Below are 25,499 nucleotides of genomic sequence, written 5' to 3' on the forward strand. Positions count from 1 at the left end.
CCGCCGAAAGTCGGCTCGAGCGCGGCGATCACGTCGACGAGCTTGTGCGGATCGCTTTCGTTCAGCTCGATATCGAACACGTCGATGCCGGCGAACTTCTTGAAGAGCACGGCCTTGCCTTCCATCACCGGCTTCGATGCGAGCGGCCCGATGTTGCCGAGGCCCAGCACGGCCGTGCCATTGCTGACGACGCCGACGAGATTGCTGCGCGCGGTGAAGCGCGCGGCGTTCAGCGGATCTTCGACGATCGCTTCACACGCGAACGCGACGCCCGGCGAGTAAGCCAGCGCGAGGTCGCGCTGGTTGATCATCTGCTTGGTGGGGGCGATCGCGATCTTCCCGGGAACCGGAAATTCGTGATAGTCGAGCGCAGCTTCGCGCAACTTGGTATTGGCGTCAGTCGTCATAAGGCGGGCTAGCAGTGCGGGAATTAGAATAGAAGTTCGAACGCATTGTAGCGCCAATCAGTCGCGGTTTCGGACCGCGCTCCATGCATTTCGGCTACAAGTGCCATGACTGGAAAACGTCTGGTCGGTCCGTCCGGCAAGCCTTCGCGGGCATCGGCCGAGTGTTTTCGAGATGCGGCGCCGGTTTCGGCGCGCTGTGTTTTTCATCGTGCATTGCAACAATCAACCTCAAGCGCCGACGCATGCTCTCCGAGTTTTCACTGATCGACCGTTTCTTTGCACGCCGCGCGACGGCGCCTTCCCCGCGTCATGACGAGGAGGCCGCGAAGCCGCTCGGCATCGGCGACGACTGCGCGCTTATCGCGCCGCCGGTTGGCCATCAGCTCGCCATTTCGACGGACATGCTGGTCGAAGGACGCCACTTCTTTCCCGATGTCGATCCGTACGCGCTCGGTCACAAGGCGCTCGCGGTGAACCTGTCCGATCTCGCCGCGATGGGCGCGAAGCCGCACGCGTTCACGCTCGCGCTCGCGTTGCCGCGCGCCGACGAAGCCTGGCTCGAAGCGTTCAGCAACGGTCTCTTCGCGCTCGCGGAACGTCACGATTGCGCGCTCGTCGGCGGCGATACGACGAGCGGGCCGCTCAACATCTGCATCACGGTGTTCGGCGACGTGCCGCAGGGTGCGGCATTGCGTCGCGATGCGGCGCGTCCCGGCGACGACATCTACGTATCCGGCACCTTGGGCGACGCGCGCGCGGGCCTCGGCGCGATTCGCGGCGAGTGGTCCGCGCCGGAAGCTTCCGCCTGGCGGCGCGCGCTGGAGCGCCCGGAACCGCGCGTCGCGTTGGGCATGGCGTTGCGCGGCGTGGCGCACGCGGCGCTCGATATCTCCGATGGCCTCGCGGGCGATCTCATGCACATCCTGAAGCGTTCGGGCGTGCGCGCGGTCGTCGATGCCGATGCCGTGCCGTGCTCCGATGCCGTGCGCGCGCTGCCCGAAACCGCGCGCCGACAATGCACGCTCGCGGGCGGCGACGACTACGAGCTCTGCTTCACCGCGCCCGTCGATGCCCGCGACGCGCTCGCCAGGATCGCGACGGACGTGGAAGTGCCGCTGACGCGCATCGGTACAATCGAGTCATCCGGTGCGCCCGCAATCGCCTGGCGCGATGCGTCGGGCGCCCCGCTCTCCCTGACGTTGCAAGGCTTCGATCATTTCCATGCAGACTGACCCCACGCTAGCGGGCGACCCGGCCGCGCCGCGCAGCAAGCCGCGCCGGGCGAGCGCGCGCTTCATGCTCGACCATCCGCTTCATATTCTTTCGCTCGGCTTCGGCAGCGGACTGTCTCCCATCGTGCCGGGCACGGTCGGCACGTTATTCGCATGGGTGTCGTTCGTCGTGTTCAATCCGCATCTGACGGTCGCGGAATGGGGCGCGCTGATCGTCGCCGGCTTCATCGCCGGATGCTGGTTCACCGGCTTCACCGCGAAGAAAATGGGCACCGACGATCCGTCGCCGGTCGTGTGGGACGAGATCGTCGCGTTCTGGCTCGTGCTGCTGCTCGTCACGCCCGCGACCTTCACCGGGCAATTGTGGGCGTTCGTCGTGTTCCGCTTCTTCGACATGGTGAAACCGCCGCCCATCCGATATTTCGATCGCCGGTTGAAAGGCGGTTTCGGCATCATGTTCGATGATCTCGTCGCGGCGTTCTTCACGCTGCTCGTGATCGCGCTCTGGCGCATGACCGTCTGATTTTTTCCATCCATCGAGACCACCGCCATGCCAACCGACACCGTCGTTCACCAACTTGCGATTCGCGTCGGCAACAAGCTGCACGCCGAACGGCTGATGCTCGCCACCGCCGAGTCGTGCACGGGCGGCATGGTCGCGACCGCCATCACCGATATTTCGGGCAGCAGCGCGTGGTTCGAGCGCGGCTTCGTCACGTATTCGAATCTCGCGAAGATCGAGATGATCGGCGTGCCCGCGACGCTGATCGAACAGCACGGCGCGGTCAGCGAGCCGGTCGCGAAGGCCATGGCCGAAGGCGCGCTGCGCAACAGCCGCGCGCAGGTCTCGGTGTCGATTACGGGCGTGGCGGGACCGGCGGGCGGCAGCGAGGCGAAGCCGGTCGGTACCGTGTGCTTCGGATGGAGCAATCGTCTGAATACGCAGATCGAGACCCAGCATTTCAAGGGCGACCGCGAACAAGTGCGAACGCAGGCCGCCGCGCATGCGTTGCGCAGGCTGCTGGAGTTCATGGACCAGAGCGAGCGCTGAGCGCGCGTCGATCGCATGAACAAGCGCATCGACAATCCGGCCGATTCCGTCACGTTCAGCAAGGATCAGGTGGCCCGCTGGATGGGTCGGAAGACCTTCGGCCGCAATCGAACGTCACATTGCCGACCGAGCCGCCGTTGTACATCGCCATCGTTAAGCGCTCGCGGCGGGCATTCTGTCCGAAGATGCGCGCGCGGTGGAGAAGTTCTCCGCCGAAGACATCGAGGCGCTGTTCGCGCCTATTGCCGATAGTTGAAGCGCGCGCTTACCGATACTGATTGATCGTATCGCGCGTCTTCTTCGCGGCTTCGGCCGCGGCTTGCGCGTAATCATCGCCCTTGCCGGCGTAGATGATCGCGCGCGACGAATTGATCAACATGCCCGTGCCGTTCGCGGTGCGGCCCGCGCGCACGGTTGCTTCGACATCGCCGCCCTGTGCGCCGATGCCCGGAATCAGAAGCGGCATGTCGCCGACGATCCCGCGTACCGTTTCGATTTCCTTCGGAAACGTCGCACCGACGACGAGGCCCAACTGGCCCTTGTCATTCCACTTTTCCGCCGCGAGCCTGGCGACGACCTGATACAGCGGCTTGCCATCGGTCGTGAGAAATTGCAGATCGGAGCCGCCCGCGTTCGACGTGCGGCACAGCACGATCACGCCCTTGCCCTCATGCGCGAGATACGGCTCGATGGAATCGAAGCCCATGTATGGATTCACGGTGACGGCATCGGCCCGATAGCGCTCGAACGCTTCCTTCGCGTACTGCTCGGCCGTGCTGCCGATATCGCCGCGCTTCGCATCGAGAATCACCGGAATGCCGGCGTGCTTCTCGTGGATATGCGCGATCAGCGCTTCGAGCTGATCTTCCGCGCGATGCGCCGCGAAGTACGCAATCTGCGGCTTGAACGACGATGCATACGGCGCGGTTGCATCGACGATGGTCTTGCAGAACTCGAAGATCGCGTCGGCGCGGCCGTTGAGTGCGCCGGGAAACTTCGCCGGCTCCGGGTCGAGGCCGACGCACAAAAGCGATTGAGTCCGCGACCACGCGGCATTGAGCGATTCGATGAAGGACATGGCGGGAAGATGTTGAAAACGTCGATGCCACGCATTTTAACGTGCGTGGCGTCATCTTCCGTCGCGCTTCCGTCGCGCTTCCGGCGCGGATCAGCGCGCCGCGTCCCGTGCCCGCGCCTTCGCGCCTGCCCGCGTGCGCGGCCTTCCGCGCCGCGTCGCTTCCCCGGTGCGCTCGACGGTGAAGCGGAATTCCCGCGACAAGCGTTCGCCCGGTTCGAGCACGGTCATGCCGTTCGCTTCCCCACCGCCGGGCAGATTCACCGCGTTGATCGGATGATCGACCGGCTCGAAGCAGAAGAAGCTTTCGCCGGGCGGCGCGTAGAGCACGTAGTAATCGGTGTCGGCGGCGATCGTCAGCGACAGGCGGCGCTTCGGCCACAGCACGCTCGTGCGCCCGCTCCACCCGGTGAACGCGTTGTTGACCATTTCCGATGGCATCGGATACGCAACGCCGAATTGCCACGCGGGCGGCGTCGGAACATGCCGCACAGGCAGCCAGTCGTCGCCGCACAGCCACACGCCGCCCGCCGCCGCCGACAACTCAGTGTCCGCCTCGCGCATCAGGAAAGGATGCAGCCCGAGGCCGAACGGCAGCGCTTCGTCGCCGGTATTTTCGACATCGAGCGTCACGGCGAGCGTCGCTTCGTCGAGCGTGTAAGTCTGCGCGGCGCGAAACGCGTAAGGCGTGCCGCCGCTGCGATCGAGCGTGAGACGCACGCGCGCGGAATCCTGCTCCGCGACTTCCCACGCGCCGAGCCAGCCATCGCCGTGCAGCGGCAGCGGTTCGCCCGCGCGATTGCACGGCACGTCGATCGAGCGTCCGGAAAACTGAAAGTTTCCGTTGCCGATGCGGTTCGAATACGGCAAAAGCGGATAGCACGCGAGCTGATTCGGATCGGTGTCCGGTCCCGGCTCGACACACGGCCGGAAGATCGGCACGAGCGTGCCTTCGTGCCGCCAGTCGAAGCGCGTGATGCCGCCGCCGAGCGACGGTGCCAGCTCGAGCCGCAAATGCGCGTTGGCGAGCGTGATGCAGCCGTCGACATCGGCGCCGCCCATCGCGACGACCGCGGTGCTCGGACCGGGACGGATCGGCGGTTCGGTGGCGGCGGCGAGACGCGCACGGCGGGCGTTCGCCTGTTCCTGGGACGTCGATGCAGGATTCGGTCTTTGCTCTGTTCGCGCGACAGCCATGACTCGTGCTCCATCGAGAGGCGAAGAACCCGGAGTTGCCGGGATGAGTCGGGCGGCGCGTCGATCGCGCGCCGCCTCGTGTTCTGGTTACGCCTTGCCCGCAAATACGGCTTCCGCGATGCCGCGTGCACCGGGCGTCGCGACGAACACGCCGCCTGCGTGCGCGTCTGTTTCGCCGAGGCCGATGCGCGCCGTCGTCACATACAGCGTGCCGAAGTCCGCGCCGCCGAACGCGGCGCAACTCGGCTGCGCGCTCGGCACGTCGATGCGCGCCGTCTCGCGTCCGTCGCTTCCGTAGCGCACGACGCGCGCCCCGCCCCACTGCGCGTTCCACAAGCCGCCGTCCGCATCGACGATCGAGCCGTCGGGCACGCCGGTCGCATCCGTCAGCTCGACGAAGACGCGGTCGTTGTCGAATGTCGGATAGTCGCATACGCGAATCTGACGCGTGGGCGAGTCGCAGTAGTACATCGTCGCGCCATCGGGCGAGAAGCCGATGCTATTCGAGATCGCGCAATTCCCGAGCGGCAGCTTTTCCAGCGACAGATCCGCGTTCAGCCGATAAAACGCGCCGACCGGTTGCGCATCGTCCACGTCGTGTTTCGTGCCGAACACGAAGCGCCCTTCGCGGTCGCAACGGCCGTCGTTGAGGCGCGTCGGCAGATCGGCTTCGACTTCCATGATGGTTTCGATCTTGCCCGTCGCGATTTCATGGAACGCGAGCCGCGATGCGAGGCCGAGCAGCAGGAAACGCGCATCGGCGCACGGCGTGAAGCACGCAAGCCGCTCGGGCATGTCGAACGATTCGCTCGCGCCGTCGCGCGGATCGTAGCGCCACAGCTTCTTGCCTTCGATATCGGTCCACCAGAAGCGGCCGCTCGCGGCGCACCACGTCGCGCCTTCGCCGAGCGAACACTGGCTGTCGATGAGAAGTTGCGCTCGCATCGGATTCATCAGGCCCATCCTCCATCGACGATCATGTCCTGCGCCGTGATCATTTTGCTGTCGTCCGATGCGAGAAAGAGCGCCGCGCGCGCGAGGTGTGCGGGCAGCAGTTCTCCGTCGATGCACTGGCCTTGCTTGATTGCTTCCTTGCCGGCCTCGTCGAGCCACAGACGCTTTTGCTTTTCGGTCATCACCCAGCCCGGCACGAGCGTATTGACGCGGATGCCGAATTTGCCGAGATCGCGCGCGAGGCCGCGCGTCATGCCTTGCACTGCCGATTTCGACGTCGTGTAGACGGGGAAGTTGCCTTGCTTGAGCATCCAGCTGATCGAGCCGAGATTGATGATCGAGCCGCCGCCCGCGCGCTTCATGTCGTCGATGACGGCCTGCGCCGCGAAGAATTGATGGCGGATGTTGACCGCGATGCCTGCATCGTACGACTCGGGTGTGACGTCTTCGATTGCGTGGCGTTTGTCGTTGGCGGCGTTGTTGACGAGCACGTTGATGGGGCCGAGGGCGGCTCTTACGTCGGCGATGCCTTTGCGCAATGCGTCGATGTCGGTCAGGTCGACGTTGAGGAACATCGGGCGCGTTTGGCCTTCTTGCAGAGCCGCGCCGAGGCGGTCGGCGAGCGCTTCGCCAGCGTCGGTGTCGATGTCGAAGAAGGCGACTTTCGCGCCCTGATCGAAGAAGTGTTCGACGAAGCCTTCGCCGATGCCGGTTGCGCCTCCGGTTATCAGCACTGTTTTGCCTTGCAGGCTGGGGTATCTTGCGAGGTTCTTTTCGATCGTTGGCATTGGGTTTTGTCTCTCGTTGCTGCGCTTGTCGCGCTTGTTTGCTTTGCGCTTTTCGCCGGATCCCGGTTTCTTAGTGGTCTATTAGCACTGCCCCTGTGCGGGGCGGCACTTACTTTCTTTGCTGCTGCAAAGAAAGTAAGCAAAGAAAGCAGCTTCCGATACGCCCGCGGTCACACGCAATTTGGGTAGTCCTCTCGTCGTTCGTGGGCTGCCTAAAGAGTGCCCTCATAGGCCCCATCGGGCTTGGCTCGCGCACGGTCTGCCTCCACTCGCCACACACCAAACTGGTTCAGCACCAAATAGCTCCGGCCCGCTTCGCGGCCGACCGGTCAATCGGGTCCGCGCGTGCTTCCTTGCTGCCGTCTCCATCTCACTGCACTTGCCGCCCGCTGGTTTCCCTTGCATGCCCGGCGGCAGCGCGTAGCGCTGTGCCGAAGCTCTTTCGTGCTGAACCAGCGTTCTCAACACCTTCGGGCGGCGGACCGTGCGCGAGCCAAGCCCGGTTAGTCCTTCGAGGGCACTCTTTAGGCGAGTGCCGCCTGGGACGAGAGTACTACCCAAATTGCGTGTGACCGCGGGCCTGAAAAGCTGCTTTCTTTGCTTACTTTCTTTGCAGCAGCAAAGAAAGTAGGTGCCGCCCCGCACAGGGGCAGTGCTAATAGACCGACACGAAAACGGGATCCAGCGACATCAACGGCAAAACATCAACAGCGACATCAACCGCAAAACATCAATCCCGCGACCCGCGATTCTTCAACTGATCGAGCAGAACGGCAGCAAGCAGGATAGCCCCTCTCACGAGGTACTGATAAAACGCGTCGATATTCAAAAGGTTCATGACGTTCTCGACAGTACCCATGATGAGCACGCCAATCACGACACCGGAAATCGTCGCCCTACCGCCCAGCAGAGAAACACCGCCAAGAACACAAGCAGAAATGACATTGAGCTCGAAGCCTTGAGCGGCATTCGGCTGCCCCGACGTGATCCGCGAAGCGAGAATGACCCCAGCCAGCGCGGTCACAGCGCCCTGAATCAAAAAGATCCACACACGCGTGCGCTCGACATTGATCCCCGCGAGCCGCGAAGCCTCGGGATTACCGCCGATAGCCAATGTATTACGTCCATACACCGTCTGATTGAGCAATACGCCAAAAACGATGAAGCACGCAAGCGTGACCCAGATTGGCAGGGAAATCCCGATCATCGACAGACTGCCGAGCGCGATGAACGTATCCGACGACACACCCACCGCCTGCCCGTGCGACACGATGAACCCGAGCCCGCGCACGATTTCCATCGTCGCCAAGGTCGTAATCAGCGCATTGATTCGCAGATAAGCAATCACCGCGCCGTTCACAAACCCGATCACCGCACCCGCAGCCACCGCCGCGATGATCGCGATGAACGTGTTGTCCGTCGCATTCAGAACCATCGCGCACAGAACACCGGCGAAGGCGATCGTCGAGCCCACCGACAAGTCGAAGTCGCGCGACGCGAGGCAGAACATCATCGTGCACGCGACCATGCCGATCTGCGAGATCGACAGCGCGAGGCCGAGCATGTTCTCGATCGAGAAGAAGTGATCGACGGTCAGCGACATCGTCACGAACATCACGATGAAGATCACGATCAGGCTGTATTCCGTGATCTGCTGCCACCACTTCTGCTTGTCGTTCTTTTGCGGGATCAGCGCGTTCGCGACGCTTTCCGTCGCCTGCCCCACGATGTTTTCTCTTGCTTCCATGATTCGCTCCTCTCGTCTTTACGCCGCCTGCGCGACCGTTTCCGCCTGCGGCAGCGCAAGGCTCAACACTGTTTGTTCGCTCGCCTTCTCGCGCGCCAGTTCGCCCGCGATACGCCCCTGCCGCATCACGACGATCCGGTCCGACACGCCCAGCACTTCCGGCAATTCCGACGAAATCATCACGATCGCGCAGCCGCGCTCCGCAAGCTGATAGATCACGTTGTAAATCTCATGCTTCGCGCCGACGTCGATGCCGCGCGTCGGTTCGTCGAGAATCACGACCTTCAGGTCCGGCTCCGCGAGCCAGCGCGACAGAATCGCCTTCTGCTGATTGCCGCCCGAAAGAAAACGGATGCGCTGCTTCCGGCTCGGCGTCTTGATCTTCAGCAACTGGATGAAGCGCTCGGCCGTCTGCGCCTCCTTCTTGCGATCCAGAAACAGCCCGCCGCGCAGATAGTGTCGCCGGCACGAAATATTGATGTTCTCCGCGACCGTCGCCATCGCGACGATGCCTTCTTCCTTCCGATCCTCCGGACACAGCACGATGCCGTGACGAATCGCCTCGCCGGTGCTGCGAACCTTGATCGGCTTGCCGTCGAGCGTTATGTCGCCGCCCTTCTTTCTGTCCGCGCCGTAGACGAGATGCATCAGCTCGCTGCGTCCCGCGCCGACGAGCCCGAAGAAGCCCACGATCTCCCCGCGCTTCACTTCGAAGCTCGCGGGCGCGCTCAATGCATCGCCCTCCACGTTCTTCACGGAGAAGCGCACGTCGCCCAAAGGACGCGCGCGATAGTTGTAGATGTCGCTGATCTCGCGCCCGACCATTTCCTGCACGAGCGTTTCGCGCGGCACATCCGCGAGCGAAAGATGCGAGGCGATCTTGCGCCCGTCGCGGAAAATCGTGCACGCGTTGCACAGTTCGTAAATCTCGTCCATGCGATGCGAGATGTAGATCAGCGCACGGTTATCCGCCTGCAGATCGCGCACGAGCTTGAAGAGCACTTCCGTCTCGCGATGCGACAGCGAACTCGTCGGTTCGTCGAGCGCGATCACGCGCGCGTTGCGCAGCAGCGCCTTGCAGATTTCGACCATCTGCCGCTGCGCGATCGACAGCTTGCGCAGCTTCGCATTCGGATCGAGATCGACGCCCATCGCCGCAAGCCGCTCGCGTACGTGCGCCTTGGCCGCGCGCTTGTCGACCCAGCCGAGCCGGTTCGGCAATGCGCCGAGCAGCAGATTCTCGGACACCGTCAGATCCGGCACGTACTGCAATTCCTGATGAATCACCGCGATGCCCGCGGCAATCGATGCCGCCGCGCTCGCGAAATGCACTTCCTTGTCGTCGATGAGCACGCGCCCCGAATCGGGCTGATACTCGCCGCCGAGAATCTTGAGCAAGGTCGATTTGCCCGCGCCGTTCTCGCCCATCAAACCGTGAACTTCGCCGGCGTTGACGTCGAACGACACGCCGTCGAGCGCGCGCACGCCTGGAAACACCTTGCCGATATTGTCAAAACGCAGCGTCGCTGACACATCGCCTCCTATTCTCGAGCGGACCGCACGTGCGGCCCGCTTCCCTCACGAAAGACTTAGTTCGATGCCAGTCCCATCTGCTGGCGCACCGATGCCACGTTTTCACGCGTAGCCAGCATGCCGGTCGTGAGCGTGAGCGGCGGCGGCGCCTTGCCGTCCTTGATCCACGCGTACATCAGCTCGGACGTCTCTTCGCCGTGGCGCTTCGGGCTGATGATGACGGTGCCGTAGAAGCCCGTCGGATTCGGCTTCTTGAACTCGTTCAACGCCGAGTCCGATCCGCCGATACCGATGCCGATCATGTTGTCCGCCTTGAAGCCGCGGCCTTCCGCTGCGCGCACCGCGCCGAGGACGGCTTCGTCGTTCAGGCCGTAGGCGACCCAGTGCTTGTATTGCGGATTCTTCGTCAGCGCGATGTTCGCGGCGTTGAACGCGTTCTCGGTGTCGGTCTTCGCCTGCGGCGCGGCGACGATGTTCGCCTTCGGGAAACCGGCGGCGACGAGCGCATCGGTCGCGCCGGCCGTGCGGTCATGCGCGGTCGGCAATTGCTCGTAAGTCACGTCGATCGCGCCGACATCCTTCATGTCCCAGCCGCGCTTCTTGATCTCGGCGGCGATGCCGTCGCCCACCTGCTTGCCGATGTTGTATGCGGAAATGCCCATGTGCGGCACGGATTCGATCGGCTTGCCCGAACCGTCGACGAGGCGGTCATCGACCGTCATCATCTTGAGCTTGTCGGCCTTCGCCTTCGCGACGATGCCCGGCCCGAGCTTCACGTCCGGCGTGCAGATGATGAAGCCCTGCGCCTTCTGCGCGGCGAGGTTGTCGATCGCGCTCATCACCTTTTCACCCGACGGCGCGCCGATCTTCACGAGCGTGAAGCCCTTTTCCTTGGCGGCGATTTCGGCGAACTTCCATTCGTCCTGGAACCACGGCTCTTCCGGCTGCTTCACGAGGAAGCCGATCTTGACCTCGTCGGCGGCCTGCGCGACCGGCGCCGCGATCATGGACGCGCTCGTTGCCGTGGCAGCGGCGATCAGCGTGAGGAACAGTCTGCGTTTCATTTTTTGTCTCCCGACTTTTTCCGATGTCGAAAAATGCCCGCGCGCGGGCGCTACGAAGTGTGTGGCCGCTTTCTTGTTGATTGATGTCCGCACAGCGGCCAGTGCGTCATTCCTTCGTGATCTCGTTTGCTTCAGTCGTGGTACAGCGCGCTTCGCCCGCCATCCACGGTGATACAGCTCGCGTTGATGAACGGCGCCTCGTCCGATGCGAGGAACACCGCCGTCATCGCGACTTCCCGCGGCTCGCCGATACGCTTCATCGGCTGAAGATCGAGCGTCGCCTGACGCGCGGCCTTCGGATCAGCCTGCGAACTCCACCAGTCGAGCGTCAGTTGCGTTTCGATGTAACCCGGCGCGATCGCATTCACGCGCACGTTGTTCGGCGCGTACTCGATGCCGAGCGCGCGCGTGAGGCCGATCACACCGTGCTTCGCCACCGGATACGGAAAGCAGCCCGGAATGATCTTGAAGCTGTGCGTCGACGCGATGTTCACGATGCTGCCGCGCCCGCGCTCGACCATGCCCGGCAACACCGCGCGGCAGCCGTTCCACACGCCGTCGAGATCGACGGCGAAGCAGCGGCGCCAGTCGTCGTCGGTCATCGTGAGCGGATCGCAGAACACGTTGATGCCGGCGTTGTTCACGAGCACGTCGAGCGGGCCGAGCGCGGCTTCGGTCTGCGCGACGGCTTCCTTCACCGATGCGCTTTGCGTCACGTCCGTTTCGACCGCGATGACGTTCGCGCCGGTTTCTTCCCCGATGCGCTCGGCCGTTTCGCGGGCCGTGCCGATGTCGAGTTCCGCGAGCGCGACGCGTGCGCCCTCGCGCGCGAACGCCAGCGCGATCGCCGCGCCGATGCCGCGTCCCGCGCCCGTGACAATCGCGACCTTGCCGGCGAGGCGGTTCATTTGGCTGCGCCTCGTGCAACGGCCAGTCCGTCGATGAACGCCTTCGCGTGCCGCGCCGTGACGTCCGCGCTCTGGCCCGGCTTGTAGAGCGCCGAGCCGAGGCCGAAGCCGTTCGCGCCTGCGCTCAAGAACGGCTCCATGTTGTCCGGCGCAATACCGCCGACCGGCACGAGCGGCACGTCCTTCGCGATCACCGCGCGCCATGCCTTCGTCACCGTTGGGCCGAGTTGTTCGGCGGGAAACATCTTCAGCACGTCCGCGCCGTTCTTCAGCGCGAGAAACGCCTCGTTCGGCGTCGCGACGCCCGGCGCGCACGCGAGACCCTGCGCCTTCGCGGCACGCACGACATCGGCGTCGCTGTGCGGCATCACGATGAGCTCGCCGCCCGCGGCCTTCACGCTATCGACGTAACTCGGATGCAGCACCGTTCCCGCACCGACGATCGCATCGGCGGGGAGCGTCTGACGGATCGCCGCGATGCTGTCGAACGGCTGCGGCGAATTCAGCGGCACTTCGACGATGCGAAAGCCCGCTTCATAGAGCGCGCGGCCGTGATCGGCGGCTTCGGCGGGCGTGACGCCGCGCAGTATCGCGATCAGCGGGCACGCGGCGAACGCCTTTGCGAGACCGGCGTGCATGCCGTAGGGCGCGGGCAGATTGATGGGAGGCTGCATCGTGTTCTCTCCTTTTCAGGCCGCGCGCCTGGCCGCGACCAGCCCGGCCAGCGCGGCGATTCCATAAAGGCCGTGCTCGGTGGCGTGCGCGACCGTGGCGGCATCGTGGCATCCGAAACGCGCGAGCGCGGCGCGATAGCGATTGCAAAGCGCATCGTTGCCGATCAGGCGCAGGGGCTTTCCCGCGAGCGCGGATTGTTCGCGCGCAAGCACTTCGTTCAGCCCGCGCAATTCATGGCCGATCAACAGGCCCGACAAATAATCCGATTGCTGCTCCGCGCTCAGTTGGCCCGTGAGGCCGAGCGTGCGCGTGCTGAAGATCGTCGCGAGCACGCCGGGATGACCGGCATCGCGCGCCGTCTCGACGCCGCGCAGGAACGCCTGTTCGTCGTGCGTCGCGGTGGGATGCATCGTGCGGCCGAGGATCGTGTGATCGCGCAGCGCGCTGAAGGTCTCGCCCGTCATGAAGGTGTAGAAACGCTCGATGCGCTCATCGGCGACGAACGCCCACTTCGCGTGCGTGCCCGGCAGTCCGATCAGCGCGCCGCCCGCGTTTCCGAGCGCCGGCTCGCTCGCCAGCGCGCCGAAAATCTGCGTTTCCTCGCCGCGCATCACGTTGGGCAACACGCCGCGCTCCAGCACGCCCGGCACGACATGCAGCACGACGCCGCGCGCCGTCTTCACATCGACGATGCCCGCGACGAGCGCATCGGCGTTCGCCGGCGTTTCGACGTACGGCGCTTCGACCCAGCCCTGCGCGCTGCCGACCATGCCCGCCGCGATCACCGGCAAGTGCGCGTGCGCGTCGAGCCACGCGCCGCAGGTTTCCTCAAACGCCTGATCGAACCCGCCCGCCGGCAGATTCATGATGCCCGCCGACGATGCGCGCGTATCGAGGGCGAGACCGTCGGCGCCAAGCAGATAGGCGCGCAGCGAAGTCGTGCCCCAGTCGAGCGCGATGAGCGCGGGCGTGAAAACGGATGCGGTCATCGCTTGATCCTGCGGGCGGCCTGCGGCGCGCGCCAGCCAAGTTCCTCGGAGATCGCGTGCGCTTCGCGCTGCACGACCGGAATCAGTTCCTCCATGCGCTCGTGCGGCATGTAGGGAATGGTGCTCGCCACCGACAATGCCGCGACGATCGCGCCCGACGCATCGCGCACCGGCGCGGCAACGCAGCGGATCGACGCCTCGTTCTCTTCGAGATCGAACGTGAAGCCGCCTTGCGCATAGCGCGTCATGCGCTGCTGAAAGGTGTCGAAGTCGGGGCGGTTGTCGGGCTTGAAGCTCATCCTCGCGAGCACGCGATGCGACGCTTCCAGCAGCTTCTTCCACGCGTTCGCTTCGAGGTCGAGCATCATCGCCTTGCCGATGCCCGTCGACGCGAGCGGCATCCGGTGCCCGACGCGCGAACGCATCTCCAGGCCGCGCGTGCCCGGAATCTTGTCGATGTAGAGCACGTCGTCGCCGTCGCGCACGCCGAGATGGATCGTGTCGTGCGTATGCTCGGCGAGCGCCTGCAGATGCGGTCGCGCGACGGTCGTGAGCGGCATCTGTTCGAGCGCGATCGTGCCGAGTTCGATGAGCTTCGGCCCGAGCAGATAGCCGCCCTGCACCTGACGCAGATAGCGCGCTTGCACGAGCGAGCTCACGAGCCGATGCGTCGTGCTGCGCGTCGTGCCGAGCGCCGCGCCGAACGCGCGCAGGTCGCGCGCGCCGTTCGCGGCGGCTTCGAGAATCGCGAGGCCGCGCAACAGCGTCTGCGTGCCCGCCTGCTGCGGTGTGATGTCGACGAGCGCGCTCGGCAGCGCGATGGCGTCGGGATCGGGTGTGTGCTTCGTCCCGCTCGCGCCGTTGGACTTGGCGCGCGCTGCGCCCGCCTCGGCGACGTCGGTTTCAGGGGTCTGGAATTTGGTCATGGCGCGAATCCCTCGTCGATCACGATGCGCGCCGGATGACGCACGCGGGCGCGTCCCCGATGGAATGAGCGTACGAATCGTGCAAGGAGGCCCGCGAGCGCGGGTGTGCGATCGAATGCATGACGTGTCTCCATTGTTCTGGTCGTGCGCGCCGGAAGTCGCTCCGGTCGTCGCCCGCGTGTGCCGTTTCAGGCTTTGGCCGGATTGTAGTTCCGGCTCTTCGATTTATTCAATATGTGATCGTCATGCTCACATAATGGGAGAGAATCTTGCAGCCGAAAGCTCCTGGAAAACAAAAAAGCCCTGAATTATCAGGGCTTTGCGTTGTTTATCGCGGCCAGCTAAATTTCACTGCGGCAGTTCCGCCGCCCCCATCCGCCGTGCGATGACGCCCGCGCGCTGCGACAAATACGGCGCATTGCGATGGTCGTCGAAATACTTCGGACGCGGCAGCATCACCGCAAGCCGCGCGCTCTGCCAGGCCGTCAGTTTCGCCGCCGATGTCTTGTAGTAATACCGCGCCGCCGCTTCCGCGCCGTACACGCCGTTGCCCCACTCGACCGAATTCAGGTAGATCTCGAAGATGCGTTCTTTGTCCATCCAGAACTCGAGCATCCAGGTGATGACGAGCTCCTGCGCCTTGCGCACATAGCTCTTTTCGCGCGACAGAAACAGGTTGCGCGCGAGCTGCTGCGAAATGGTCGAGCCGCCCGCGACGATTTTTCCGCGCGCCTTGTTCTTCTCCCACGCCTGAAGGATGGCGTCGGTTTCGTAGCCGTTGTTATTGACGAAATTCGCGTCTTCCGAAGCGATGATCGCGCGCTTCAGATTGCGCGAAATCTGCTCGTACGGCACCCAGGTGCGTTGCAGCGAAATGCCCGGATGCGTCTTCGCGAGCGTCCACGCGTCGGCGCGCATGAAGGCCGTCGGACCGGGATTGACGATCGTCCAGATGCCGATCTGCGCGAAGAACCACATTTGCGTCGCGATGAACGCGATGCCGAGCACCGATACGCCGTACGCGATCCAGCGCGCCGGGCCGAGCCGCACCGCTTTGCGCACGCGCGGCGAGCGGCTGCCCTGGCTGCCGACGGGCGCGGTGGTCATGTCAGGCTTTCGCGGCCAGCGCGGCGCGCAGATCGCGCAGCACCGCGCCGCCATCCGGGCGCACGCCGCGCCAGATGAAAAACGATTCGGCGGCCTGCTCGACCAGCATGCCGAGACCGTCCGATGCGCGCGCGCCGAGCTTCGACGCGTGTTGCATGAAGACGGTCGGCTGCGCGCCGTACATCATGTCGTAGGCGAGCGTGCCCGCGCCGAACGCGCTGTCGTCGCAATCGGGCAAGGCGGCGTCGAGGCTGCCCGCGGTCGCGTTGACGATCACGTCGTACTGCCCGGCTTCCGCGCTGTCGGCGCCGCCGCCCGAGAAACGCACGCCGCACTCGGACGCGTTCTGCGCGAACTGATCGACGAGCTGATGCGCCTTCGCCGCCGTGCGGTTGACGATGGTGAGCGCCGCCGGCGCGCGATCGAAGATCGGCAGCACGACGCCGCGCGCCGCGCCGCCCGCGCCGAGCAGCAGAATGCGCGCGCCTTTCAGACTCACGCCGAGATTCACTTCGATGTCGCGCACGAGGCCGACGCCATCGGTGTTGTCGCCGCGCACGCCATCCGGCCCGAAGGCGAGCGTGTTCACCGCGCCCGCCGCTGCCGCGCGCGGCGACAGCGAATCGGCGAGCGCGTGCGCTTCGAGCTTGAACGGCACGGTGACGTTCATGCCGCGTCCGCCCGACGCGATGAACGCCTTCACTTCACGCGTGAAGCCATCGAGCGGCCCGAGAATGCGGCCGTATTCGATCGGCTCGCCGGTCTGCGCGGCGAACTGCGCGTGAATCCACGGCGATTTGCTGTGCTCGATCGGATTGCCGATCACCGCGTATTGGTCTTTCATGGCGTCGGTTCCTGCGCGTTGTCGGGCGTTTCCGGTTGTGGCTGCTCCACCGACGCTTCCGCCTGCGCTTCGGCTTCGCTTTCGGCAGAAAGATCGCTCGTCTCGATGATCTCTTCTTCCGCCTCTTCTTCCTCGACCGGCGCGCTCGCGGACGGCGCGTCGATCACATGCAGCAGACGGCACGATGCTTCGACCGTCAGCTCGTCGATCGATACGACTTCGAGCATCACACGCGTGCCGCGCGCATGCACGCCGAGGCCGGGCACGTGCAGGATCAGCGGAATCTCTTCGAGCCGCACGAGATCGTCCTTGATGACCGAAGCGGGAACGTGCTTCCTGTTCTCCTGCTTGAGCCAGCGCAGGCACCAGAAATACTCCATGCGGCGCTGGTGATCGGCATACGCGGTGTACGTGTCGTCGAAACCCTGCACGACGGCGAAAAGGTCCGCGTCCTTCGGCTTGAACGGCGCGGCGAGCTTGGCCGTCACGCCATGCTGCACGCACGCGAGCAACTGCCATTGATTGACGAGGTCGACATAACGGCGCAGCGGCGACGTGCTCCACGCATATTGCGCGACGCCCAGGCCTTCGTGCGGCGCGGGCGTCGTCTGCATGCGCGTGCGTTTCGGTCCCGGACCGCCGAAGCCGCGCTGCGAACGATAGATGCCCGGCACGCCGTGATCGTTGAGGAACGCGCCCCACGACGAATTCGCGAGAATCGCCAGTTCCGCGACGATCAGATCGAGCGGCGAACCGCGACGGCGCGGCGTGATCGTGATGTGCTCGCCATCGACATAAAAGTTGAAGTCGTTGTTGCGCTGCACTTCGCGCTTGAGGCCGTAAGTCGCGCGCGCCTGCTGACGCTTTTCGAAGAGCGCCTGCGCGAGCGGCCACAGCACCGCGATGTCTTCCTTGTGCGGATAGTCGCCCGTGCCGGCCGCGAGCGTTTCCTCGGTGACGAACTCGTCGAGATGGTTGTGGCGCAGGTTGCTCTTCACGAACACGCGCTCGGCGCGCGTTTCAGTGGCGACGATATCCTGCGTCTCGCGATTCACGATGATGTACAGCGACAGCGCCGGGCGCAGCCCGCCCTCGCCGAGCGTGAACACGTCGACGACGTTGTCGGGCAGCATCGTGATCTTGTCGCCGGGCATGTAGACCGTGGAGAGACGACCGCGCGCGATGGCGTCGATCGTGTCGCCACGCGTAATGCCGAGCGCCGGCGCCGCGATGTGGATGCCCACGCGCACGCGGCCATCCGAAAGATGCTCGACCGAGAAGGCATCGTCGATTTCGGTGGTGGTGACGTCGTCGATGGAGAACGCTTCGACGTGCGCTTCCGGCAAATCCTCGGGCAGCGGTCCCGGCTGCACCGACGGAAAACCGATGCCGTGCGGGAAGAACTCCGACAGGAACTTCGCCTCGTGCAACTGGCGGGGCGAGGCGATGCCGCCGCATTCGAGCATCAGCCGCGCCTGCGAGATGCCGCGCGCCGCCGCCGCCGCTTCGAGCGCCTTGTACTCGATCGAATTCTTGTCCGGCTTCGTGAGCAGGCCGATCGCCTTGCCCTTCAGCGCATCGGGCAGCTTGCCCGCCTTCAGTTCCTCTTCCCAGCCCTGCTGCACGAGCGCCTGCTGACGCTTGCGTTCGAGCGACGCGAGCGCCATCTGCAATTGTTCCTGCGGCGCGCGCTGATACTGGCCGCGCCCTTTGCGCCGGAAGTAAACCGGCGCGCCGTGCATGCGCAGGACGAGCGCCGCGCGTTCGGCGGGTCCGAACTTGTCGCCGAAGTAATCCGCGCCGAGCGCGGCGAACGGAAATTCCTCGTCGGGCGCGCATTCCCACAGGAAGTCGAGATCGATCTCCTGCGCGATGGCGTCGGCTTCCTGCATCAGATCGCCGGCTGCAGGCTTCTCGAACTCGATCAGCACGTCTTTCGCGCGCACTTTCGCGCGCCGGCCGCCCGGCAATTCGACCTGGAACGCGTCGCCCTGTTTCGACAACACCGATCCGGCCTTGAAACTACCCGATTCCTCGAAGAAAACGTTCACTCAATACTCTCGTAAAACGGTGGACCGGGCCGCGCTTGCCGCGCGCCGGCGAATGAATGGGCTCAGGCGGCTGCGGTCGCGCGCACGGGTGGCGGCGCCTGGTCGCAGAACGCGATGACATCGGCGAGATAAGCCGGGAAGTCGCTGATCGCGTGATCGCTGCCCTGAATCAGCGTGGTTCGCACGCCGGGATAGTGGTCGAGCATCGTGCGGTAATCGAGCACTTCGTCGCCCGTCGCCGCGATCAGATAGTAGCGCTCGGGCCGCGTGATCGATTCGACCTTGAGCGCGCGCAACTCGTCGAGATGGCGCGGCAGCACGGTGATCGTTCCGCCGCCGTGCCACAACGGCTGCTCGCCGAGAAAATGGCTCAGATCGCGATCCGGCACGACCGCCGGATTGAGCAGCACGGCGCGCCAGCCGTGTTTCTCCGCGAGATACGTCGCGTAATAGCCGCCGAGCGAACTGCCGACGACGGTCACATCGCCCGCTTTCTCGCCCGCCGCGAGCGATTCGGCCAGCGCGACGGCATCGCACGGCGACACCGGCAGCGACGGGCACTGCCATTCGCCGAGCCTCCGGAGTTCCGCGAGCCGCGCGTGCATCACGCGCGCCTTGAACGATTGGGGAGACGAGCGAAAGCCGTGCAGATAGAGAATCACGAATGTCCTCCTGCGCCACGCGCCGAAAGCGCGTCGAGCAGTTTCTGATGGACGCCGCCGAAGCCGCCGTTGCTCATCACGAGTACGTGGTCGCCGGGGCGCGCGGCGGCCGCGACCGCCTTCACCAGAGGTTCGATTTCGTCGAATGCCCGCGCCTTGTCGCCGAGCGGTGAGAGCGCTTCTGCGAGATTCCAGCCGAGCTTGTCGCGGCCTTCGCGCGCGCCGTAGCCGAAGACGAGATCCGCGCCCGCGAGACTCGCCGGCAATTGCGCTTTCATCGTGCCGAGTTTCATCGTGTTCGAGCGCGGCTCCAGCACGGCGAGGATGCGCGACGTATCCGAATTGCCGATGCGCGTGCGCAGGCCCGCGACGGTCGTCTCGATTGCGGTCGGATGATGCGCGAAGTCGTCGTAGACGGTGACGCCGTCGACGCTGCCCTTCACTTCCATGCGCCGCTTGACGTTGCGAAAACTCGCGAGCGATTTCGCCGATTGCGCCGCCGGCACGCCGACCGAGCGCGCGGCCGCGATCGCAGCGAGCGCGTTCATCCGATTGTGCTCGCCCTGCACCTGCCAGTCGACGACGCCCTGGCGCTCGCCTTCCCAATACACGGCGAACTGCTCGTCGACGGCGGCGCCTTGTTCGACGGGCAGCGCCTGCCATCCGCCTTCGACGCCGAAGCGTTCGACGCCCGACCAGCAGCCGCGCGTGAGCACGCGTTCCAGCGCCGCCTCGCGCCCGTTCGTGACGATGCGCCCGACGCCCGGCACCGTGCGCACAAGGTGGTGGAATTGCGTTTCGATGGCCGCGAGATCGGGGAAGATATCGGCGTGATCGAATTCGAGATTATTGAGCACGGCCGTGCGCGGACGGTAATGCACGAACTTCGAACGCTTGTCGAAGAATGCGGTGTCGTACTCGTCGGCTTCGATGACGAAAAAGCTCGAATCGGTCAGGCGCGCGGAAATGCCGAAGTTCAACGGCACGCCGCCGATCAGAAAGCCGGGATTCATGCCCGCGTCTTCGAGCAGCCATGCGAGCATCGAGCTCGTCGTGGTCTTGCCGTGCGTGCCCGCCACCGCGAGCACCCATTTGCCGTTCAGCACATGCTCGCCGAGCCACTGCGGGCCGGATGTGTATGGCAGGCCGCGATCGAGGATGGCTTCCATCAGCGGATTGCCGCGCGTCACCACGTTGCCGATGACGAAGAGATCCGGCTCGAGCGCGAGCTGCTCGATGCCGTAACCTTCGATCAGTTCGATGCCCTGGGCTTCGAGTTGCGTGCTCATCGGCGGGTAGACGCCGGCGTCGCAGCCGGTGACCTTGTGGCCCGCCTCGCGCGCCAGGACGGCGAGTCCGCCCATGAAGGTGCCGCAGATGCCGAGGATGTGGATGTGCATAAACCGTGTCGCGCCGCGCGGGCGATTGAGATGCGAAAACAGGAACGGCGCCGTACCGGTGAACCTGAGGGCAAACCCGTGCAGAAAGGCGCCTGAAGGCGCATATTGTAACCGAGCAGGCTAAGCGCTTTTCCCCCGGCGCAAGCCTGCCGCCCTTGGCCCGCAAAAGGGCCGCTCGAGCTTATCTAGTATCATTCCGGCATGGTTCGCAAATCACATTTCGATCCGCAGCGCGTGCGCGAGGAAATCGCGATCGCTGCCGCGAGGATGATCGCCGAAGACGGCCTCGACTACTCCACCGCCAAGCGCAAGGCTGCGCGGCAGGTCGTCGGCGAGGCGAAGATCGGCGGCGAGTTCCTGCCCGATAACGACCAGATCGAAGAGGAAATCCGCGAGTATCAGGCGATTTTCCAGAGCGACAGCCAGCCAGCCGTGCTGCGCCGGATGCGCGAAGTCGCGCTCGACTGGATGGAGCGCCTGACACCCTTCGATCCATATCTGACGGGCGCGGTGCTCAACGGCACCGCAGGCGAGCACTCCGATATTCATCTGCAATGCTTCTGCGACAATCCCAAGGAAGTCGCGATTTATCTGCTGAACGCGAACGTGCAATACGACGTGTCGGAGACGCGGCACTTCGCCGGGCGCGGCTATGTCGAGACGTTGAGCTTTCTGCATCGCGCACGCGACGAGGAGCCGGTCGGCGTGCATATCGCGCTCTACGGTCCCGACGATCTGCGCGGCGCGGTGCGCGCGGACAACCGCGGACGCCTCGCCCGCGCGAACGCGGCGGCCGTACGCACGCTGCTCGATCACCCCGATGTCCCGCCGCTCGAGATCAGCGGCTGATCTATCTTCTCTACGCTCATGAAAAGCACACGCATTCTGGCGGCCCTCGTGGTCGCTGTCGCCGCGACCGTCGGCGGCTTCTACGCGGGCCATCTGTTCACTGGCGGCGATACCGTGGCCGCGACGCAGCCGAGCGGCAACGCCGTCGATCAACTGTGGAAGGCGACGCCGCCGGGCGCTTCCGGCACGTCGCAACCGCTCGCGGCGTTCAAGGGCAAGCCGGTCGTCGTGAACTTCTGGGCGTCGTGGTGCGGACCGTGCGTGAAGGAAATGCCGACGCTCTCCGCGATGCAGCGCGATTACGAAAAGAAAGGCATCACGTTCATCGGACTCGGCGTCGATAGCGAGAAGAACGTCAACGATTTTCTTAAGAAAGTGCCGGTCGCCTATCCCGTCTACGTCACCGGCTTCGGCGGCGCGGATCTTGCGCGTAGCTTCGGCAATAATGCGGGCGGCCTGCCGTTTACCGTCGTGATCGACGCGAATGGGAAAATCCGCTCCACGAAACTGGGCGAAGTCGACCCGGCCGAGCTGAAACATACGCTCGACAGCCTGTAAAAATTGGCTGCGTGTACGCCGTGGCTTGCGTCGAGTAAGCTGCGAGTTAGCACGCAGTACACCGATCTTGCTGGAAATTCGACGCGACTCCCAATACGCGGCGGTAATTTGTCCCATGGTTGCGAGCCGGGCTGCACAGTAAAACTAGACAAAATTCTCTAAACGGCGCTAAAGTGCGCCGAATTCCGCACAACCCGAAGCGACTATGACAACTCTGCCGGTGCCATGTGGCCCCCTCGCCGTCAAGTCCGACCTCCGCAAAACGGCGGTCGGAAGGCGTGGAGCATCCGCTGCCGTCATCCGCGTGCTGTTCGGGCGCGCGCTTCGAAGCGACCACGCCGATACGTTCGACATGAACGCTACCGGCGTGCCGACCGATTCTGCAGCCGTCGTTTGCGCGGGCGCTTTCGCGAGCGTGCGTGTCGGACGGCTGGCCGCGCCGACTCGCGGCTGAGCAGTCAGAACACCCACAAATCAAGTCAAGTGCCGGGCAGTCCCGGTCTCCAAGTATTGAAAGGGGATTTTTCGATGGACCTTCGTAAACTGAAAACGCTGATCGACCTCGTCTCGGAATCCGGCATCTCGGAGCTGGAAGTGACGGAAGGCGAAGGCAAGGTTCGCATCGTCAAGAACGCCGCGCCGGTCTACATGCAGGCGCCGCAGCAGTACGCACCGCAAGTGCAGTCGCCGGCCGCGCCGCAATTCGGCGGTGCAGGCGAAGCCGGCGCGCCGGCAGCCGCTGCGCCCGCGGCCGCCGCGCCGCAAGGTCACATCGTGACCTCGCCGATGGTCGGTTCGTTCTACCGTGCGCCGTCGCCGGGCGCGGATCCGTTCATCCAGGTCGGCGATACGGTGAAGGAAGGCCAGACGCTGTGCATCATCGAAGCGATGAAGCTCTTGAACGAAATCGAAGCGGACAAGGCCGGCGTCGTGAAGGAAATCCTCGTCGAGAACGGCCAGGCGGTCGAGTACGGCCAGCCGCTCTTCGTGATCGGCGACTAAAGGCGCACCGGGCCGTGCCGCGGATGCGCCTCGCAGCCGCCGCCCGGCCCCGCCGCGCCGGCGCGCTTCATGCGGCATCGATTCGTCGAGAAGCGCGCCGCCGATTGGATCCCCGAGGGCCGCTCGCGCGAGCCCGTTGATGAGCCGACCCACTATGTTTGAAAAAATTCTCATTGCGAACCGCGGCGAAATCGCGCTTCGCATCCAGCGCGCGTGCCGCGAGCTGGGCGTCAAGACAGTCGTCGTCTATTCCGAAGCCGACAAGGAAGCGAAGTACGTCAAGCTGGCCGACGAAGCCGTGTGCATCGGACCGGCGCCTTCGAATCTCTCGTACCTGAACATGCCGGCGCTCATCAGCGCGGCCGAAGTCACCGACGCCGAAGCCATCCATCCCGGCTACGGCTTTCTCTCCGAAAACGCCGACTTCGCCGAGCGCGTCGAGCAATCGGGCTTCACGTTCATCGGGCCGCGTCCCGAGACCATCCGCCTGATGGGCGACAAGGTCACCGCCAAGCAGACGATGATCAAGACCGGCGTGCCGTGCGTGCCGGGCTCCGAAGGCGCATTGCCGGACGATCCGCGCGAGATCGTGAAGATTGCGCGCGCAATCGGCTACCCCGTCATCATCAAGGCGGCGGGCGGCGGCGGCGGGCGCGGCATGCGCGTGGTGCACACCGAAGCGGCGCTCGTGAACGCCGTCAACATGACGCGCGAAGAAGCGGGCCGCGCCTTCGGCAACCCGCAGGTGTACATGGAGAAGTTTCTCGAGAACCCGCGCCACATCGAGATTCAGGTGTTGTCGGACTCGTTCCGTAACGCGATCTGGCTCGGCGAGCGCGACTGCTCGATGCAGCGCCGTCACCAGAAGGTGATCGAGGAAGCGCCGGCGCCGGGCATTGCGCGGCGGCTGATCGAGCGCATCGGCGACCGTTGCGCCGACGCGTGCAAGAAGATGGGCTATCTCGGCGCGGGCACGTTCGAGTTCCTGTACGAGAACGGCGAGTTCTACTTCATCGAAATGAACACGCGCGTGCAGGTCGAGCATCCGGTGACGGAACTCATCACGGGCGTCGATATCGTGCAGGAGCAGATCCGCATCGCCGCGGGCGAAAAGCTCTCGATCCGCCAGAAGGACATCCAGTTCCGCGGCCACGCGATCGAGTGCCGCATCAACGCGGAAGATCCGTTCAAGTTCACGCCGTCGCCGGGACGCATCACGTCGTGGCATACGCCGGGCGGCCCGGGCATTCGCGTCGATTCCCACGCGTATGCGAACTACTTCGTTCCGCCGAACTACGATTCGATGATCGGCAAGCTGATCGCGTTCGGCGCGACGCGCGAGCAGGCGATCAACCGCATGCGTATCGCGCTGTCGGAAATGGTCGTCGAAGGCATTTCGACGAACATCCCGCTGCATCGCGAGATGATGATCGACGCGAAGTTCGTCGAAGGCGGCACGAGCATTCACTATCTCGAGAACAAGCTGGCCGCGCGCCAGGCCGCCGTCGCCGAAGAGTCCTGAAGCACGCCTTATTCAGAGAGATAGCATGAGTTACCGGGAACTGATCGCCGAGCTGGATCGCGAGCACGCGGAAGCGCTGTCGGATGCGCTGCTTGAAGTCGGCGCGCTGTCGGTGTCCGTCGAAGACGCCGACGCCGACACGCCCGACGAACAGCCGCTCTTCGGCGAGCCGGGTCTCGTGCCTGAAAAGAGTGCGTGGAACCGTTCGCGCGTCGTCGCGCTGCTCGCCGAGGACGCAGATCCCGACGTGCTGCTCGCCGCGGCCGCGAACGAGATCGGCCTCGCGGCAACCCCGCAGTTCACGGTGCGCGAGGTCGAGGAGCAGGACTGGGTGCGTCTCACGCAGGCGCAGTTCGATCCGATCGCCATCGGCGAGCGTATCTGGGTCGTGCCTTCGTGGCACGACGCGCCCGATCCGAACGCGCTCGTGCTCGAACTCGATCCGGGCCTCGCGTTCGGCACCGGCAGCCATCCGACCACGCGGCTTTGCATGGAATGGCTGGAGCAGTCGGTGAAGCCGGGACAATCGCTGCTCGATTACGGCTGCGGCTCCGGCATCCTCGCGATTCTCGCGAAGAAGTGCGGCGCCGATCCGGTCGTCGGCATCGACATCGATCCGCAAGCGGTCGAGTCGGCGCGTCAGAACAGCGAGCGCAATCGCGCGGACGTGATCTACGGCCTGCCCGATGCGTGCCCCGCCGGCGAGTTCGATATCGTCGTCGCGAACATCCTCTCGAATCCGCTCAAGCTGATGGCGTCGATGCTCGCCGCGAAGGTAAAGCCGGGCGGCAGAATCGCGCTGTCGGGCGTGCTCGCGCGCCAGGCCGACGAGGTCGCGGCGGTCTATGCGAAGTGGATCGACATCGGCGTTTGGCGCGAGCACGAAGGCTGGGTATGCCTCGCGGGAACGCGGCGCGAAAGCCTTTAGAATAGCGCCATCCTCCACGATCAGGCCGTC

24 protein-coding genes and 1 pseudogene are annotated in these 25,499 nt (G+C 64.7%); 8 read left to right on the top strand and 17 right to left on the bottom strand.

The genetic code is table 11. The annotated features are described in order from the left end of the window. Positions 1 to 407 (bottom strand): annotated as a pseudogene (locus QCE58_RS13405) (NADP-dependent malic enzyme); the annotation flags it as partial. Positions 408 to 649: 242 nt separating this feature from the next. Between QCE58_RS13405 and thiL the strand changes: the two are divergent. Genes thiL through QCE58_RS13420 form a run of 3 tightly spaced genes read left to right on the top strand, consistent with a single transcriptional unit; the run spans position 650 to position 2,690 of the window. Then, entirely contained in the window at positions 650 to 1,639 is a 990-nt protein-coding gene (gene thiL, locus QCE58_RS13410) for a thiamine-phosphate kinase (protein WP_250481642.1), read from the top strand. Beyond that, positions 1,629 to 2,162 (top strand): phosphatidylglycerophosphatase A, encoded by a 534-nt coding sequence (locus QCE58_RS13415; protein ID WP_239295150.1) that lies wholly within the window; start codon positions 1,629 to 1,631, stop codon positions 2,160 to 2,162. The genes thiL and QCE58_RS13415 overlap by 11 nt, the downstream gene beginning before the upstream one ends. A gap of 27 nt (positions 2,163 to 2,189) precedes the next feature. Beyond that, entirely contained in the window at positions 2,190 to 2,690 is a 501-nt protein-coding gene (locus tag QCE58_RS13420; RefSeq protein ID WP_008342881.1) for a CinA family protein, read from the top strand. A gap of 265 nt (positions 2,691 to 2,955) precedes the next feature. On the opposite strand, the gene pyrF is transcribed toward QCE58_RS13420, so the two are convergent. From pyrF to mpl, 16 genes are all read right to left on the bottom strand, one after another. Then, positions 2,956 to 3,768, bottom strand: a complete 813-nt coding sequence (gene pyrF, locus QCE58_RS13425; RefSeq protein ID WP_250435191.1) for an orotidine-5'-phosphate decarboxylase — start codon at positions 3,766 to 3,768, stop codon at positions 2,956 to 2,958. Positions 3,769 to 3,858: 90 nt separating this feature from the next. Beyond that, complete coding sequence (locus QCE58_RS13430; RefSeq protein ID WP_250481643.1) at positions 3,859 to 4,962, bottom strand: aldose 1-epimerase; 1,104 nt, start codon at positions 4,960 to 4,962, stop codon at positions 3,859 to 3,861. Between the two features lie 87 nt (positions 4,963 to 5,049). After that, positions 5,050 to 5,925: an SMP-30/gluconolactonase/LRE family protein gene (locus QCE58_RS13435; protein WP_250481644.1), complete on the bottom strand. Its 876-nt coding sequence runs from the start codon at positions 5,923 to 5,925 to the stop codon at positions 5,050 to 5,052. Continuing rightward, the gene (locus QCE58_RS13440) at positions 5,916 to 6,704 is read right to left on the bottom strand and encodes an SDR family NAD(P)-dependent oxidoreductase (protein WP_250481645.1); all 789 of its coding nucleotides are present in this window, start codon (positions 6,702 to 6,704) and stop codon (positions 5,916 to 5,918) included. Before QCE58_RS13440 ends, QCE58_RS13435 begins: the two co-directional genes overlap by 10 nt. A 730-nt stretch (positions 6,705 to 7,434) precedes the next feature. Then, positions 7,435 to 8,451, bottom strand: a complete 1,017-nt coding sequence (araH, locus tag QCE58_RS13445; RefSeq protein ID WP_175982767.1) for an L-arabinose ABC transporter permease AraH — start codon at positions 8,449 to 8,451, stop codon at positions 7,435 to 7,437. An 18-nt stretch (positions 8,452 to 8,469) separates the two neighbouring features. Then, positions 8,470 to 9,984, bottom strand: coding sequence for an L-arabinose ABC transporter ATP-binding protein AraG (gene araG / locus QCE58_RS13450; RefSeq protein ID WP_250481646.1), 1,515 nt, complete (start codon positions 9,982 to 9,984; stop codon positions 8,470 to 8,472). 56 nt (positions 9,985 to 10,040) lie between these two features. Next, a complete protein-coding gene (locus tag QCE58_RS13455) occupies positions 10,041 to 11,048 on the bottom strand; it encodes an arabinose ABC transporter substrate-binding protein (protein WP_008342889.1) in 1,008 nt (335 codons plus the stop codon). A gap of 131 nt (positions 11,049 to 11,179) precedes the next feature. Continuing rightward, the gene (locus tag QCE58_RS13460; RefSeq protein ID WP_250481647.1) at positions 11,180 to 11,956 is read right to left on the bottom strand and encodes an SDR family oxidoreductase; all 777 of its coding nucleotides are present in this window, start codon (positions 11,954 to 11,956) and stop codon (positions 11,180 to 11,182) included. Then, positions 11,953 to 12,630 carry a 2-dehydro-3-deoxy-6-phosphogalactonate aldolase gene (locus tag QCE58_RS13465; protein WP_008342891.1) on the bottom strand — a complete coding sequence of 226 codons (678 nt, stop codon included), beginning with the start codon at positions 12,628 to 12,630 and terminating at the stop codon, positions 11,953 to 11,955. Before QCE58_RS13465 ends, QCE58_RS13460 begins: the two co-directional genes overlap by 4 nt. 15 nt (positions 12,631 to 12,645) lie before the next feature. Then, positions 12,646 to 13,620, bottom strand: a complete 975-nt coding sequence (locus tag QCE58_RS13470) for a 2-dehydro-3-deoxygalactonokinase (protein ID WP_175982764.1) — start codon at positions 13,618 to 13,620, stop codon at positions 12,646 to 12,648. Next, on the bottom strand, positions 13,617 to 14,546 hold the full coding sequence (locus tag QCE58_RS13475; protein ID WP_008342893.1) for an IclR family transcriptional regulator: 930 nt from the start codon (positions 14,544 to 14,546) through the stop codon (positions 13,617 to 13,619). Before QCE58_RS13475 ends, QCE58_RS13470 begins: the two co-directional genes overlap by 4 nt. A gap of 348 nt (positions 14,547 to 14,894) precedes the next feature. Beyond that, positions 14,895 to 15,653, bottom strand: coding sequence for a monofunctional biosynthetic peptidoglycan transglycosylase (gene mtgA, locus QCE58_RS13480; protein WP_250435196.1), 759 nt, complete (start codon positions 15,651 to 15,653; stop codon positions 14,895 to 14,897). Position 15,654: 1 nt separating this feature from the next. Further along, a complete protein-coding gene (aroE, locus tag QCE58_RS13485) occupies positions 15,655 to 16,497 on the bottom strand; it encodes a shikimate dehydrogenase (RefSeq protein ID WP_250481648.1) in 843 nt (280 codons plus the stop codon). Continuing rightward, positions 16,494 to 18,548, bottom strand: coding sequence for a ribonuclease catalytic domain-containing protein (locus tag QCE58_RS13490; protein WP_033536347.1), 2,055 nt, complete (start codon positions 18,546 to 18,548; stop codon positions 16,494 to 16,496). The genes aroE and QCE58_RS13490 overlap by 4 nt, the downstream gene beginning before the upstream one ends. Before the next feature lie 62 nt (positions 18,549 to 18,610). Further along, positions 18,611 to 19,210, bottom strand: a complete 600-nt coding sequence (locus tag QCE58_RS13495) for a YqiA/YcfP family alpha/beta fold hydrolase (protein ID WP_250481649.1) — start codon at positions 19,208 to 19,210, stop codon at positions 18,611 to 18,613. Next, the gene (gene mpl, locus QCE58_RS13500; protein WP_250435199.1) at positions 19,207 to 20,610 is read right to left on the bottom strand and encodes a UDP-N-acetylmuramate:L-alanyl-gamma-D-glutamyl-meso-diaminopimelate ligase; all 1,404 of its coding nucleotides are present in this window, start codon (positions 20,608 to 20,610) and stop codon (positions 19,207 to 19,209) included. The genes QCE58_RS13495 and mpl overlap by 4 nt, the downstream gene beginning before the upstream one ends. A 201-nt stretch (positions 20,611 to 20,811) precedes the next feature. On the opposite strand from mpl, the gene QCE58_RS13505 reads away from it, so the two are divergent. From QCE58_RS13505 to prmA, 5 genes are all read left to right on the top strand, one after another. Further along, a complete protein-coding gene (locus tag QCE58_RS13505; protein WP_008342899.1) occupies positions 20,812 to 21,459 on the top strand; it encodes a hypothetical protein in 648 nt (215 codons plus the stop codon). Between the two features lie 18 nt (positions 21,460 to 21,477). Next, entirely contained in the window at positions 21,478 to 22,017 is a 540-nt protein-coding gene (locus QCE58_RS13510; RefSeq protein ID WP_175982757.1) for a TlpA disulfide reductase family protein, read from the top strand. A gap of 528 nt (positions 22,018 to 22,545) precedes the next feature. Further along, positions 22,546 to 23,019: an acetyl-CoA carboxylase biotin carboxyl carrier protein gene (gene accB, locus QCE58_RS13515; protein ID WP_008342903.1), complete on the top strand. Its 474-nt coding sequence runs from the start codon at positions 22,546 to 22,548 to the stop codon at positions 23,017 to 23,019. 154 nt (positions 23,020 to 23,173) lie between these two features. Continuing rightward, positions 23,174 to 24,541, top strand: a complete 1,368-nt coding sequence (accC, locus tag QCE58_RS13520) for an acetyl-CoA carboxylase biotin carboxylase subunit (protein ID WP_008342904.1) — start codon at positions 23,174 to 23,176, stop codon at positions 24,539 to 24,541. 25 nt (positions 24,542 to 24,566) lie between these two features. Continuing rightward, the gene (prmA, locus tag QCE58_RS13525) at positions 24,567 to 25,469 is read left to right on the top strand and encodes a 50S ribosomal protein L11 methyltransferase (RefSeq protein ID WP_250481650.1); all 903 of its coding nucleotides are present in this window, start codon (positions 24,567 to 24,569) and stop codon (positions 25,467 to 25,469) included. Positions 25,470 to 25,499: the final 30 nt, after the last annotated feature.

Source organism: Caballeronia sp. LZ028 (assembly GCF_031451415.1).
In the GTDB taxonomy this organism is placed as follows: Bacteria; Pseudomonadota; Gammaproteobacteria; order Burkholderiales; family Burkholderiaceae; genus Caballeronia; species Caballeronia zhejiangensis.

Excerpts from the sequence above, each read along its gene's own strand:
- thiL (WP_250481642.1), top strand. The coding sequence starts at position 650 with ATGCTCTCCGAGTTTTCACTGATCGACCGTTTCTTTGCACGCCGCGCG.
- QCE58_RS13415 (WP_239295150.1), top strand. The coding sequence starts at position 1,629 with ATGCAGACTGACCCCACGCTAGCGGGCGACCCGGCCGCGCCGCGCAGC.
- QCE58_RS13420 (WP_008342881.1), top strand. The coding sequence starts at position 2,190 with ATGCCAACCGACACCGTCGTTCACCAACTTGCGATTCGCGTCGGCAAC.
- pyrF (WP_250435191.1), bottom strand. The coding sequence starts at position 3,768 with ATGTCCTTCATCGAATCGCTCAATGCCGCGTGGTCGCGGACTCAATCG.
- QCE58_RS13430 (WP_250481643.1), bottom strand. The coding sequence starts at position 4,962 with ATGGCTGTCGCGCGAACAGAGCAAAGACCGAATCCTGCATCGACGTCC.
- QCE58_RS13435 (WP_250481644.1), bottom strand. The coding sequence starts at position 5,925 with ATGGGCCTGATGAATCCGATGCGAGCGCAACTTCTCATCGACAGCCAG.
- QCE58_RS13440 (WP_250481645.1), bottom strand. The coding sequence starts at position 6,704 with ATGCCAACGATCGAAAAGAACCTCGCAAGATACCCCAGCCTGCAAGGC.
- araH (WP_175982767.1), bottom strand. The coding sequence starts at position 8,451 with ATGGAAGCAAGAGAAAACATCGTGGGGCAGGCGACGGAAAGCGTCGCG.
- QCE58_RS13455 (WP_008342889.1), bottom strand. The coding sequence starts at position 11,048 with ATGAAACGCAGACTGTTCCTCACGCTGATCGCCGCTGCCACGGCAACG.
- QCE58_RS13460 (WP_250481647.1), bottom strand. The coding sequence starts at position 11,956 with ATGAACCGCCTCGCCGGCAAGGTCGCGATTGTCACGGGCGCGGGACGC.
- QCE58_RS13465 (WP_008342891.1), bottom strand. The coding sequence starts at position 12,630 with ATGCAGCCTCCCATCAATCTGCCCGCGCCCTACGGCATGCACGCCGGT.
- QCE58_RS13470 (WP_175982764.1), bottom strand. The coding sequence starts at position 13,620 with ATGACCGCATCCGTTTTCACGCCCGCGCTCATCGCGCTCGACTGGGGC.
- QCE58_RS13475 (WP_008342893.1), bottom strand. The coding sequence starts at position 14,546 with ATGACCAAATTCCAGACCCCTGAAACCGACGTCGCCGAGGCGGGCGCA.
- mtgA (WP_250435196.1), bottom strand. The coding sequence starts at position 15,653 with ATGACCACCGCGCCCGTCGGCAGCCAGGGCAGCCGCTCGCCGCGCGTG.
- aroE (WP_250481648.1), bottom strand. The coding sequence starts at position 16,497 with ATGAAAGACCAATACGCGGTGATCGGCAATCCGATCGAGCACAGCAAA.
- mpl (WP_250435199.1), bottom strand. The coding sequence starts at position 20,610 with ATGCACATCCACATCCTCGGCATCTGCGGCACCTTCATGGGCGGACTC.
- QCE58_RS13505 (WP_008342899.1), top strand. The coding sequence starts at position 20,812 with ATGGTTCGCAAATCACATTTCGATCCGCAGCGCGTGCGCGAGGAAATC.
- QCE58_RS13510 (WP_175982757.1), top strand. The coding sequence starts at position 21,478 with ATGAAAAGCACACGCATTCTGGCGGCCCTCGTGGTCGCTGTCGCCGCG.
- accB (WP_008342903.1), top strand. The coding sequence starts at position 22,546 with ATGGACCTTCGTAAACTGAAAACGCTGATCGACCTCGTCTCGGAATCC.
- accC (WP_008342904.1), top strand. The coding sequence starts at position 23,174 with ATGTTTGAAAAAATTCTCATTGCGAACCGCGGCGAAATCGCGCTTCGC.
- prmA (WP_250481650.1), top strand. The coding sequence starts at position 24,567 with ATGAGTTACCGGGAACTGATCGCCGAGCTGGATCGCGAGCACGCGGAA.